Here is a 12,177-nt window from a genome sequence, read left to right as displayed (position 1 = left end):
ATTGGGTAAGTCAAACCATAAGAACCACAAAGCTTAGCTCACTGCAATTCATAATTCAAAATTGTCAATTCACAATTAGATAAGTCCTACTCTTTCAAAAATCGTATCCACATGTTTTAAGTGGTGATTGTAATCAAAGCAATCATCAATTTCTTCTGTGCTTAGTAGTGAAGTGATCTTCTCATCCGCTTCTACTAAATCACGGAATTGAACCCCGCGCTCCCATGCTTCCATCGCCTTTGGCTGTACAAGGTCATATGCTTCTTCACGAACCATTCCTTTGTCAATTAGAGAAAGAAGAACACGTTGAGAATAAATTAATCCATAAGTTCTAGTCATGTTGCGCTTCATGTTTTCTGGGAATACCGTTAAGTTCTTCACGATATTACCGAAACGGTTAAGCATATAATTTAATGCGATTGTCGCATCTGGAATAATAATACGTTCAGCTGAAGAGTGAGAGATATCTCTTTCATGCCATAATGCTACGTTCTCATAAGCTGTTACCATATGGCCACGTAGAACGCGAGCAAGACCAGTCATATTTTCCGAACCAATTGGGTTACGTTTATGAGGCATAGCTGAAGATCCTTTTTGACCTTTCGCAAAAAATTCCTCTACTTCACGTGTTTCACTTTTTTGGAGACCACGAACTTCTGTCGCCATTTTTTCAATGGAAGCTCCGATAAGAGCTAACGTTCCGATGTAATGTGCGTGACGATCACGTTGCAGTGTTTGTGTTGAAACTGATGCACGATCTAAACCTAAGTTTTCACAAACATATTGCTCAACGAAAGGATCAATGTTTGCATATGTTCCAACCGCTCCAGAGATTTTTCCAACTCGAACACTCTCAGCTGCTTGCTTAAATCTTTCTAGGTTACGTTTCATTTCTTCGTACCATAATGCTAGCTTTAAACCAAACGTTGTTGGCTCAGCATGTACCCCATGAGTACGGCCCATCATTACAGTATCTTTATGTTCAATTGCTTTATTTTTTAGGATTTCAATAAAGTTTGTAATATCTTTTTCCAAAATCTCATTTGCCTGCTTTAGTAAGTATGATAAAGCTGTATCAACAACATCTGTAGAAGTTAGGCCGTAGTGAACCCACTTTCTTTCTTCGCCAAGAGTTTCTGATACTGCTCTTGTAAACGCAACAACATCATGTCTTGTTTCTTCTTCAATTTCTAAAATACGTTTAATATCAAACGAAGCATTCTCTCTAATCTTCTGTACGTCTTCTTTCGGAATATCGCCTAATTCTGCCCAAGCTTCACAAGCTACGATCTCAACTTCTAACCAAGCTTTAAAGCGGTTTTCATCTGTCCAAATTGCGCCCATTTCTGGTCTAGTATAACGTTCAATCATGTGTTAACCTCCATTTTTTCCTCTTGCCAAATTTCAAGAGAACCAATAATTTCAAGTGCTTCTTCAACAGTATTACCTAAGACAGTTAAGTGCCCCATTTTTCTACCTTTTTTTGCTGCGTCCTTACCATATAAGTGTAGGTGGCAATCAGACATGAGTGGAATTGTAGCAAGAACCTTTGGTAGATGTTCTCCTAATATATTTACCATAACCGTAGGCTTTAGTAATTTTGTATCACCTAGTGGCCAATTACAGATTGCACGGACATGTTGATCAAATTGAGATGTAGCACAAGCATTAATTGTATAATGCCCCGAGTTATGTGGTCTAGGCGCCAACTCATTTACAAAAATTTCACCGTTGCTCGTTAAGAACATTTCAACTGCTAACGTTCCTACTAATTCAAAGTAATCAGCTAAATGAAGAGCAACTTCCTCTGCTTTTTGGATAAGCTCCTCTGATACCCTAGCTGGAACAATCGACATATGCAAAATATTATTTTTATGAATATTTTCAGCTGCTGGAAATGTTTTTGCTTCTCCTTCAGGATTTCTTGTCACAATCACTGAAAGCTCTTTATCAAAAGTAATCCATTTTTCTAATACTAGTTCATCTGATTTCGCTAACAAATCAAACGCTTCTTCTATGTTTTTGAGATTTTTCACGACGACTTGACCTTTGCCGTCATACCCTCCGCGACATGTTTTTAAGACTACAGGTAAACCTAATTGATTAATTCCTGTTACTAAGTCTTCTTTATTATTGACTAAGTGATATGGGGCTACCTTTATACCAGAAGCCTCGATCGCAACTTTTTCTTTGCCACGATGTTGTGTGATAGACAGAAGTTTACTTCCTTGAGGTAAGTTTCCATTCTGCTCTAACCAGTTCGCTGTTTCACTATCGATATTTTCGAATTCATAGGTCAAGACGTCACAATTATCTAGGAGTTGCTTAGCTCCCGTAAGGTCATCATAAGCAGCGACAACTTCTAGGTCAGCGACCTGACCACAAGGTGAATTCTCATTCGGTTCTAGTACCGCAATGCCAAATCCCATTTCCCTCGCCGAGAGGGCCATCATTCTTCCTAACTGTCCGCCACCTAATATACCAATCGTACTCCCTGGTAAAATCATTTGTCTCACAGCTCTTCACTCGTTTCTAACACGCGTTGTGTGATTTGGGCTCTTCTTGCCGTAACTGCTTCATCAATCTCACTATACTGCGTCGCAAGCATTTGCGCTGCTAATAGACCAGCGTTTTCAGCACCCGCTTTCCCAATTGCTACAGTAGCTACTGGAATTCCTCCAGGCATTTGTACGATTGATAGTAACGAGTCTAGTCCGTTTAATGCTTTAGATTGAACAGGCACTCCGATGACTGGTAAAATCGTTTTCGCCGCTACCATCCCTGGTAAATGCGCTGCTCCCCCAGCACCTGCTATAATAACCTTTAGGCCTCGTTCTTTTGCTGACTCAGCATAAGTAAACATTAAATCAGGAGTTCGATGTGCGGATACAACTCGTTTTTCAAAAGGAACATTTAATTCCTCTAAAACGTTACAAGCGTGTTGCATTGTTTCCCAATCAGAAGTACTTCCCATAATGACACCAACTAATGGCTTTGACATAGCGACCTCCTATGATCCTATAAGTCTATTTTTATATTTTAATATAATTTTTAGAATATTCTAAACAATACAAAAAGCCCAAGTAATATAATAATGCTAATTCTCTATGCGAGGAAGCAAATTCATACTTGGGCTAAAAATGTAGTAGGCTCCTAGTGGTTTTAATCAAACATTTAATTAAAGGCCCTAAGTACTACAAGTATAGTTGCTTTCCTTCATAGTCTAACGATTTAAGGTCGTTAGGTAGAAACTTCTGGGCCATATCCCCAACATTATATGAAGAAAGTATTATGATCACGTTGTTTATCCATTTTAATCTTAGCAGTTTGTCAGAAGATTTGTCAACGAAATTCGAACGTTTTTTCTAACAACTTATTCCATCGTTCGTTTTTAGTCGTTCAACTTCCCTTCAAAAACGATTTTTTGCTCTTTTACTACCGTTTCAAGCTTGCCATCCAATTTCACTTCATGAAAGACAGGCTCTTCCATTCTTCGTACCGGAGTATATCCTTCTAATGCCATCCGATCAAGACATTGCGAGATTGTTTCACCTGTTTCAACGACGAATTTTTTCTTTTTTAATTTCTTTTCCACGTCTTTCTTACCTCCGAATTCCTTTAACCCAGAACCCACCGAAGAAGGTTTTTGGCTCATGTGAGATAATAAATGCTTTTGGATCTAATTCTTTAATTGTTTTATATAGGGCTTTTTCTGACTTTCTTGATGTTAAAATTTCCATCATCAAGCGTTCACCTTCGCGCCCGTGTGCTACCCAATTCGTTACGCCATACCCTTTGTCTCGAAGCGCATTCGGAATATCTGGCTCGTATTCTTTCGTAATTACATTAACAGTAATGTATCCTAAGGCTAGTTTCTCCTCAATTTTCATTCCTACTAAAACACCAATTGAATAACCTATTGCATAAGCAATTAAATTCTCGACACGGTCAAGATTATCCAACACTAATCCTAAACCAATAATATAAATGATTACTTCTACAATACTTGTTAAAGCGGCAAAATACCGTTGTCCCTTTAATGTGAAAATCATTCGAATTGTAAACAATGTCACATAGACAATGTTAATCGCTAATATGATTACGATCATTCCAACCGCATTCTCTAGAATAAAGTCAATCATCTTAGTACCCCCTATCTGAATTGCCTTTTTCCTAAAGGCTCTTTTCGTAAAATTTGTGGCAATTACGATTATCAGTTTAGAGGTTAGAAAAGATGCCCGCCAAACTTTGTGCAATGCCTATGCTGCTTATTTGAAAAACAACAACCTTTGCGAAAACAACCTACCTAAAAAGACTCTTCTTGGTAGGATAACAGATTAGGTATTAATTTTAAAGGATTCTCCTAATCCAAGTATTGGTTGGTTTTATCATACCCTTTTATCTTCGAAGGAAATCTAGGCATTTAATTAGTCAACAAAAGGTCATACTAGGTATACTAGTGTTGTAGGAATAAGAATGGAGGTAATAAAATGATTATTGAAATGTGGACAGATTTTGCGTGACCATTTTGCTATATTGGCAAGAGGCGTCTGGAGGATGCCCTAAAGAAGATTGATCACCCAATTGAGGTAGTTTACCGTTGTTTTGAGTTAGACCCCCATGTTGAGCGCGATGTAAACTATAATATATATGAGAAATTGTCTAAAAAATATGGGATGAGCCTTGAACAAGCAAAAGCCAACTGTGGTAATATGGCGCGGACCGCAGCAAGTGAGGGCTTGGAATTTAATTTTGACACGATGATATTAACGAATACTTTCGATGCACACCGTTTGACGATGTTTGCTAAGACCAAAGGGTTAATGAAGGAAATGACTGAACGACTTCTCCGTGCATTTTACACAGAGTCAAAGCATATCGGAGACCACGAGACTTTGATAAAGTTAGCTGTGGAAGTTGGTTTGGACCGTGATGAGGTATCTGCTGTGCTAGCTAGTAATGCAATGGCCGACGACGTTCGTCACGATGAAGAAGAAGCTAGCCAATACGGCATTCGTAGTATCCCGTTTTTCCTAGTTAATAAAAAGTACGCAATTACAGGCGCACAACCAACTGAGACATTTGTTCAGTCTTTACAGCAGATTATTGATGAAGAAGGCTTGAACGCTGGCGGTGACATGGAAGGCGCAGTTTGTGACGAGACTGGTTGCGAAATACCGAAGAAGTAAAAAAAATTGAAGTATGAAGGCCTATACCCCTGAATGAGGGTATAGGCTTTTTTTGGTGGTGTAGGAGATTTGAGAGATCCATCATCGTTTCCCACCGAATCGACCACGGTTTTTACAACTTCTTACAGATCCATCATCGTTTCCCACCGAATCGATCACGTTTTTTACAACTTCTTACAGATCCATCATCGATTCCAGCCGATTCAATCACGTTTTTTACAACTTCTTACAGATCCATCATCGATTCCAGCCGAATCGATCACGTTTTTTACAACTTCTTACAGATCCATCATCGATTCCAGCCGAATCGATCACGTTTTTTACAACTTCTTACAGATCCATCATCGATTCCAGCCGAATCGATCACGTTTTTTACAACTTCTTACAGATCCATCATCGATTCCAGCCGAATCGATCACGTTTTTTATAACTTCTTACAATAAGTAGCTGGTTTCTGCCGCCCCCCCCCTCATTTTTTACATCCCCAACCAGCCCAAACTCCCTCAGCCCCTAAAATACTCTTCACTTAGCAGAGCAAATAAATAGTTATTACGCCATTCTCCTTTTACCTTCAAATTTTTAAGAAAATGCCCCTCTAAGCGAAAGCCTGACTTTTGAAGAATTTTAACAGAGCCCGTATTTTCAGTATCACAAATTGCAAATATACGATGCATCCCAAACCTACGAAAACCTAATTCAACCAAACCATCGACTACTTCTTTCCCCAAGCCCATCTTCCAATAACTCGAATGAAGGAAATACCCTATTTCAGCTGTTTCAAAATCATCATCTTGAACCATAAACAAAGCATTCCCAATGACTACACTTGTCTCTTTCAGAACAACTGCTAGAACAAAGATTTTTCTATCTCCATCTTGCTGCATGGCAATTTGCTTCTTAAGGCTCTTTTCTGTTTGTTTTTTATCACTTGGTCCCCAAGTTAAATACTTCACTACTTCTTGATTCGATTATAATTGATAAATATCTTCTAAATCATTTTCGACAAGCTCACGTAACACAAGCCTATTAGTTTCAAATGCCTCAAGTATAGTCACTGACAGTCCCCCTTAATTAATCATTTATTTAACACATCTAATCTATTAACTTATATACCTAGTCGCTTCAGCAGGTGATAGCTTCATTGTTGCTCTAGCTGGCAATGCGATGAGTAGCAATGTTAAAAAAAGCGAGCCAAGATAATAAACTGCAATTTTTACATAGGGAAAAATTACTTCAATCCTCTCTATTTCCTCATTAGCGTCGTTCATTAAAGACTGAAGCATCATGTCGCCACCATAAGCCCCAACTACGATACCGATTGTAATACCAATAACCGCAATCACAGCGCCTTCAATTAAATAGCTCCAGTAAATAAGCTTTGGACTAATGCCGATTGCTCGAAGCATTCCAATTTGTTGACGTCGCTCTCGAATAACCCTAATCATAACAATCATTAATCCTACAATCCCTATAATTGTAGCTAATGCATTAAAGCCTTCGAATAGCGAGAAGAACATCAATATAAATGAACTGTTAACTACAGCCATTTCAGTAGGATTTATGAGCGGATAAATGTTGTTTAATGTAAACTCTTTTTCTATACTTTTTGCAGTGTCAGCTAGAGAATAGGCTTTATCGACTTTTAATAAAACCGTCTTCGTAATAAGGCGCTCATCGGAAACAAATTCAGAAAGGGCCTTATCACTTACCCACATTCCATATGAGGTTGGGAACTCATAGCTATCCCCTTCGTACTTGGCAACAGCCACGACTCTTTTCTGACTATTACCGAGAGTTACTGTATCTCCAGGCCTTATATCTCGATCTAAACGAAACTCTGAAACAATAACCAAGCTTTGGTCCTCCGCAACAGCCTGCCAAACCTCCCGATCGCTGTTAAAATGACCATCCCGTTGTAAAAGAGTAATAGTATTCGCATTAGCAAATGCTTCATCTATTCCATTTACTATGTCATAAAATTCCTCTACATGAGCTTGTGAAATTAACGAGATCTCGTTAATTCTTTTCTCATCTATATAATTCGAAGTTACTAATATCTTCTCAAGTTCCTCTTTCTCCCAGGTTCCAGATATATTTTTTCGCCAAGAGGTCATATCCAGCTGTTGCACTATCTTTGTTAAAAGAACTAAAGTGACTTTCCATTGTCTTACTAAATACACCTGAAAAACTCGTTAAAAATAGTACCAACGAAAACATAAAGATTAACATACTAGTTCTAGCTGGGTTTACCTCAGGATGTCGAAACGATAAGTTTAGAACTCCATTTAATTTTGGAAAGGGCCGAAATAAAGTTTTTACCATGCTGAAAATTATCGGCATCCCGATGATAAAAATACAAACGAGCAGTAATAATAGGGCTAGACTCACTGCCAAGTTTATTAAAGGCTGTATAGCACTGTTTCTAACCGCCTCAATATACATTGTTGATTTTGTAAAAATAAATAAACTGATCGTAGACATTAACAACACAGCTGTCAGAACAATTCTTACCGGAAAAAATTTGTTATTCTTACCTGCTCTAAATCCTTCTCCACCAGTTACAGCTAACGCATTTACAATAGAAATCTTGACAGCTTTTCTTGAAATAATAGCAATACATAAGTAAACGATAAGAAGCCCTATTGAAAATCCTGTCAACAACGTTAGCACATCTATCGAAAATTCATAGCGAATATTTAATCCACTACTATACTCAACAGCCGTTGAGAGAATTTCACGTATTTTTAATACGAGAAAATAGGCTAGCCCGATCCCAAATGCCATCCCAATGCACCCAGACAAAATAGCATAAATACTACCCTCTATTTTTAAGAGTCGGCTCAAATCTTGTTCACTTAACCCAATTGCTCTAAGGATACCGAATTCTTTGCGACGCTCTTCAGCTACCATTTTAAACACATTTGTAATTAAAGCCATCCCGATGATGATTGCTGTAATGCTTGAAATTGTAAAAATAGGTAGCAGCTTCGAACTCTTTTCTAATTCATTACTTGTATAAATAGCTACAGGTACCGTATCCCAGTTACCACCAGGAGAATACGAATGGTAATATTCTACCTTTCCACGAGTTGGAAACTTAGTTGTCAGGACATTTGTATAACCGGCTTCCTCCATTCCAACTAATGATCTTGCTGTTTCTAAAGATACAATTGCTGTAGAAGTTGCTCTATTTGTTCCTCTATAGCCAGTTATCCCCTGTTCTGGAACTACCTGATTAACAGTAAACGTATGCCACTGTTTTTGTTTATCGACAACAATAACCTGATCTCCTTCGATTACCTCTAGTATTGCAGCTGTTCTCTCTGAAAGAATGATCTGATTATTTTTTACTGAAAAATTGATGCGTTCATCAGAATGACTACCGACTCCTACTACATAGGTTTTTGGACTAAGAATTACTGGGTTGTTATTTTGATCTACCTTCATAAGTAGCATTTCTTCACTTACAATAGGTAACAAATCCGCCACTGGCCAATCTTGGCGCTGGTTATCTAGCTTTAATTGTTGAAGATCTTCTGCCTGAAAATAAGGTTTTGATAGCATGGTTTGACCAATGGCAGGTACGTCTCCAACAATATCTCCTAGCTGTTCCTCATAAACACGTTCCACACTTCTAGAAATTGAATGATCAATAAGTAACGAAGTCGTTATTAGAGCAGTACCTACCATCGCTCCAACAACTGTTAATAAAGTTGTTTGTTTATGAATCACTAAATTTCGCATCGCCATTTTTCGTAAGTGCGGATATTTTTTCGCAGTAACAATTGTACTTAATATCAGACAGGCTGCTACAGTAATCGCAACGTAAGCAAACATTAGTCCTCTCTCCTTTCAGAGTAAATAGGACGTGTCTTACTTGTTCGTTCCTGAATAATAACTCCACTATCCATATAAAGTATTCTATGAGCTCTCTCAGCTACCTTTGGATCATGAGTAACAATGACAAAGGTAATCCCATCAACCCGATTTAAGTGGTCAATCAAATCTAGGACCATCTCTGTAGTCTCACGGTCAAGAGCTCCTGTAGGTTCATCTGCCCAAACCACCTTTGGCTCATTGACAATCGCTCTAGCTAAAGCAACTCGCTGTTGTTGTCCTCCTGACAATTCACTTGGCCGATGATTTTTTCGTTCTTTCAAGCCAACACGAACTAACGCAGCTTCTGCTTTTTTTCTAGCTAGCTTTCCTGACATCCCCTGACAGAGTAAAGGCAATTCGACATTTTCTACAGCAGTTAAAACAGGTATCAAGTTATAGGATTGGAACACAAATCCCATAGCATTCGCTCGAAATTCATCTCTCTTCTCCGCTTTAATCTTATGAAGATTTACTCCATTAATAAAGACTTCACCCGCAGAAATCGTATCAATTCCGGAGACAGTGTTTAAAAGTGTTGTTTTCCCACATCCAGAGGGACCCATAATGGCAACAATTTGACCTTCATCTATGCTCGTTGTAATCCCCTTTAATACCTCTACCTTTTGCTCCCCATTATCAAATATCTTTTTAAGATTGTTTACTTCAACTAATTTCATATTTTACTCCTCCTAACACTTCTTTGAATTTAATTTACTAAATTGATTTCTAGATCTTTTCAAGAAGATGTTAAGATTTTGTCAAGATAACGGAAATATCGGTAATTGTACTAAAAAAGTTGTTCCCACTTCTAACTCGCTGTCGACAGTAATCTCTCCACCATGAGCCACAACAAATTCTTTTGCAATCGCAAGCCCTAGTCCCATTCCACCATAATCACGACTACGCGATTCCTCAATTCGATAAAATCTCTGAAAAATATATGGAAGGTATTCAATTGGTATGCCTTGTCCATTATCTATGATCGATATTTCAACAGTATCTTCTAGCTTTTTTATATGTACTTCCACATTCCCGTTTGTTGCTGTGTAGCGAATCGCATTTCCGATCAAATTGATAAATACTTGTTTCAATCTAGCTAAATCACAATAGACTTCAGAATTGGTGGCACCTACTAGTTTTAACCTAATTTCCTTTTCCTCTGCTTCCACATCTAAAATTGAGATAATCTCCTCCATCATATTATCAAAATGCACCCAGGTTCTCTCAAGCTTTAAATGTCCTGTTTCAGCAAGACTTAGTTGCCTTAGGTCTAATATTAATTTTGACATACGTGAGGTTTCATCCAATAGTGGTAATAAGCTTTCTCTAGTTAAAGGTATTGCTCCTTCAACTATAGACTCTAGTTGTCCCTTAAAAATGGAGATTGGCGTTCGCAATTCATGAGCAACATCAGCCACCATCTGATTTCTTAACTTTTCTCCCTCAGTTAAATCTCTCTGAAGTTTCCTTACCGATTGAATAATCCCCTCGTAACCGTCTACTGTGGCTATATTGATACCATTAGGGTTATCAGCGACAGCTTTGATTTGGTCAACGACTGTTGTGTTCAATCGTTCTCTCCATAAAATATAAAGGTAGATACTAAGCATGACAGTAATAACTAACATGATAAAAAAACTCGTAGCGAGTATTGGGTGCAATCCTGAAATTCGACCAATATAAAACGCTACTAAAAGTGATAAAACTACAATGATAAAATAAAAGATTATGTCTCTTCTTTTTCTGCCCATACTTTTTAAATCTCCCTTACCTTATATCCCACTCCAAAGACAGTCATTACAATTTGCGGATCATTGGCATCTACTTCAATTTTCTTTCTTAGGTTTCGAATATGTGTATCAATTGAACGCTCATAACCTAAATACTCCTCACCAAGAGCCTGTTCTAATAGTTGCAGCCTGCTATATACTCTTCCAGGATTTTTCGCAAGTGTCGCAAGTAATTTAAACTCTGTCGGTGTCAATGTTACTTCTACTTGATCGATTTTAACTATGTAGCGCTCCATATCAATTTCAATATAGTTATGTATGGTAATAACTTGGGAAGGTTTATTATCAATACTTTTTTGAACTCGCCTCAAGACAATTCGTACTCTCGCAGCTAGTTCCCGAACTGAAAAAGGCTTTGTAATGTAGTCATCCGCGCCAATCTCTAAACCTAGCAATTTATCGATTTCCTCAGATTTTGCTGTCAAAAAAAAGATTGGGACATCTGAAAAATCTCGTATCTTTCTACAAACCTCAATTCCAGTCATTTGTGGCATCATCCAATCAAGAACTAATAAATCTACTGTTCTTGCTTTCATTATTTCTATTGCTGTAAGGCCATCTTTTGCTGTGTACACACGATATCCTTCTTGTACAAGGTAATTTTCAATGATTGAAATGATTTTTTCTTCATCATCCACTACTAATATTGTTGCTTCCACTCTTACACCCTTCCTTTTTTCAAAGAGTTTATTTCCAATTATAAACATCTTATAAGGAAAAAGGTTGATTGTATAGTGGTCTTTTATGTATGAGAAAAACATCTTGTTAAACTTTGAAACGGTAATTGGAAAAGTGGGGCATCATACTATTTTGGAGCATATCTCGTAGACTCAGGAAAGCTACTGATCTCGTTCACATCCTGAGATACTTCCTTGATTAACTCCGTGCAGCTTTGCATCGAGGAAGCCTGCTTCAGAGCGTTACTAGTAGACGCAGATGCACATAAACCAGCTAAACTATTTTAAACTTTTTATTTAAAACACAAAAAAAACACACCCATATCGGATGTGTTTTTCTACCTAGCAACGAAGCTACTGATCTCGTTCACATCCTGAGATACTTCCTTGATTAACTCCGTGCAGCTTTGCATCGAGGAAGCCTGCTTCAGAGCGTTACTAGTAGACGCAGATGCACATATACCAACTAACCTATTTTAAACTTTTTATTTAAAATACAAAAAACACATCCATATCGGATGTGTTTTTCTTAGTTACCTAGCAACGTCCTACTCTCACAGGGGGAAACCCCCAACTACCATCGGCGCTGAAGAGCTTAACGATCGTGTTCGGCATGGGAACGAGTGTGACCTCTTCGCTATC

At 38.0% G+C, this 12,177-nt stretch carries 11 protein-coding genes, 1 rRNA gene, 1 pseudogene and 1 riboswitch; of the genes and pseudogenes, 1 reads left to right on the top strand and 12 read right to left on the bottom strand.

Translation table 11 applies throughout. The features are described 5' to 3' along the window. Nucleotides 1-75: 75 nt before the first annotated feature. The 5 genes from purB to DS745_RS06540 form a co-directional block, all read right to left on the bottom strand. Nucleotides 76-1,371: an adenylosuccinate lyase gene (purB, locus tag DS745_RS06560; RefSeq protein ID WP_129077473.1), complete on the bottom strand. Its 1,296-nt coding sequence runs from the start codon at nt 1,369-1,371 to the stop codon at nt 76-78. Then, a complete protein-coding gene (gene purK, locus DS745_RS06555) occupies nt 1,368-2,507 on the bottom strand; it encodes a 5-(carboxyamino)imidazole ribonucleotide synthase (RefSeq protein WP_129077576.1) in 1,140 nt (379 codons plus the stop codon). The genes purB and purK overlap by 4 nt, the downstream gene beginning before the upstream one ends. 5 nt (nt 2,508-2,512) lie before the next feature. Further along, nucleotides 2,513-3,001, bottom strand: a complete 489-nt coding sequence (purE, locus tag DS745_RS06550; protein WP_129077472.1) for a 5-(carboxyamino)imidazole ribonucleotide mutase — start codon at nt 2,999-3,001, stop codon at nt 2,513-2,515. Nucleotides 3,002-3,199: 198 nt separating this feature from the next. After that, nucleotides 3,200-3,301, bottom strand: a riboswitch (purine riboswitch). A 90-nt stretch (nt 3,302-3,391) separates the two neighbouring features. Next, nucleotides 3,392-3,595, bottom strand: a complete 204-nt coding sequence (locus tag DS745_RS06545) for an NETI motif-containing protein (RefSeq protein ID WP_129077471.1) — start codon at nt 3,593-3,595, stop codon at nt 3,392-3,394. Between the two features lie 7 nt (nt 3,596-3,602). Beyond that, complete coding sequence (locus tag DS745_RS06540) at nt 3,603-4,142, bottom strand: DUF2179 domain-containing protein (RefSeq protein WP_196121206.1); 540 nt, start codon at nt 4,140-4,142, stop codon at nt 3,603-3,605. A 393-nt stretch (nt 4,143-4,535) separates the two neighbouring features. Here DS745_RS06540 and DS745_RS06535 point away from each other — a divergent pair, with 393 nt between their 5' ends. Beyond that, nucleotides 4,536-5,189: a DsbA family oxidoreductase gene (locus DS745_RS06535; RefSeq protein ID WP_277750902.1), complete on the top strand. Its 654-nt coding sequence runs from the start codon at nt 4,536-4,538 to the stop codon at nt 5,187-5,189. A gap of 503 nt (nt 5,190-5,692) precedes the next feature. On the opposite strand, the pseudogene DS745_RS06530 reads toward DS745_RS06535, so the two are convergent. From DS745_RS06530 to rrf, 7 genes and pseudogenes are all read right to left on the bottom strand, one after another. Next, nucleotides 5,693-6,145, bottom strand: a pseudogene (locus tag DS745_RS06530) (GNAT family N-acetyltransferase); the annotation flags it as partial. A gap of 144 nt (nt 6,146-6,289) precedes the next feature. Then, nucleotides 6,290-7,303 carry an ABC transporter permease gene (locus DS745_RS06525; protein ID WP_129077468.1) on the bottom strand — a complete coding sequence of 338 codons (1,014 nt, stop codon included), beginning with the start codon at nt 7,301-7,303 and terminating at the stop codon, nt 6,290-6,292. Next, nucleotides 7,251-9,026: an ABC transporter permease gene (locus tag DS745_RS06520; RefSeq protein ID WP_129077467.1), complete on the bottom strand. Its 1,776-nt coding sequence runs from the start codon at nt 9,024-9,026 to the stop codon at nt 7,251-7,253. Before DS745_RS06520 ends, DS745_RS06525 begins: the two co-directional genes overlap by 53 nt. Beyond that, nucleotides 9,026-9,745, bottom strand: coding sequence for an ABC transporter ATP-binding protein (locus DS745_RS06515; protein WP_129077466.1), 720 nt, complete (start codon nt 9,743-9,745; stop codon nt 9,026-9,028). The genes DS745_RS06520 and DS745_RS06515 overlap by 1 nt, the downstream gene beginning before the upstream one ends. An 81-nt stretch (nt 9,746-9,826) precedes the next feature. Next, a complete protein-coding gene (locus tag DS745_RS06510; RefSeq protein ID WP_129077465.1) occupies nt 9,827-10,819 on the bottom strand; it encodes a sensor histidine kinase in 993 nt (330 codons plus the stop codon). A gap of 5 nt (nt 10,820-10,824) precedes the next feature. Next, entirely contained in the window at nt 10,825-11,517 is a 693-nt protein-coding gene (locus DS745_RS06505) for a response regulator transcription factor (protein WP_206662920.1), read from the bottom strand. A gap of 553 nt (nt 11,518-12,070) precedes the next feature. Continuing rightward, nucleotides 12,071-12,177, bottom strand: a 5S ribosomal RNA gene (gene rrf, locus DS745_RS06500); the annotation flags it as partial.

It is taken from the genome of Anaerobacillus alkaliphilus (assembly GCF_004116265.1).
GTDB lineage: Bacteria > Bacillota > Bacilli > Bacillales > Anaerobacillaceae > Anaerobacillus > Anaerobacillus alkaliphilus.
Note: the sequence above shows the minus strand (reverse complement) of the source record. Positions and strands in the feature narration are given on the sequence as shown.

Excerpts from the sequence above, each read along its gene's own strand:
- purB (WP_129077473.1), bottom strand. The coding sequence starts at position 1,371 with ATGATTGAACGTTATACTAGACCAGAAATGGGCGCAATTTGGACAGAT.
- purK (WP_129077576.1), bottom strand. The coding sequence starts at position 2,507 with ATGATTTTACCAGGGAGTACGATTGGTATATTAGGTGGCGGACAGTTA.
- purE (WP_129077472.1), bottom strand. The coding sequence starts at position 3,001 with ATGTCAAAGCCATTAGTTGGTGTCATTATGGGAAGTACTTCTGATTGG.
- DS745_RS06540 (WP_196121206.1), bottom strand. The coding sequence starts at position 4,142 with ATGATTGACTTTATTCTAGAGAATGCGGTTGGAATGATCGTAATCATA.
- DS745_RS06525 (WP_129077468.1), bottom strand. The coding sequence starts at position 7,303 with ATGACCTCTTGGCGAAAAAATATATCTGGAACCTGGGAGAAAGAGGAA.
- DS745_RS06520 (WP_129077467.1), bottom strand. The coding sequence starts at position 9,026 with ATGTTTGCTTACGTTGCGATTACTGTAGCAGCCTGTCTGATATTAAGT.
- DS745_RS06515 (WP_129077466.1), bottom strand. The coding sequence starts at position 9,745 with ATGAAATTAGTTGAAGTAAACAATCTTAAAAAGATATTTGATAATGGG.
- DS745_RS06510 (WP_129077465.1), bottom strand. The coding sequence starts at position 10,819 with ATGGGCAGAAAAAGAAGAGACATAATCTTTTATTTTATCATTGTAGTT.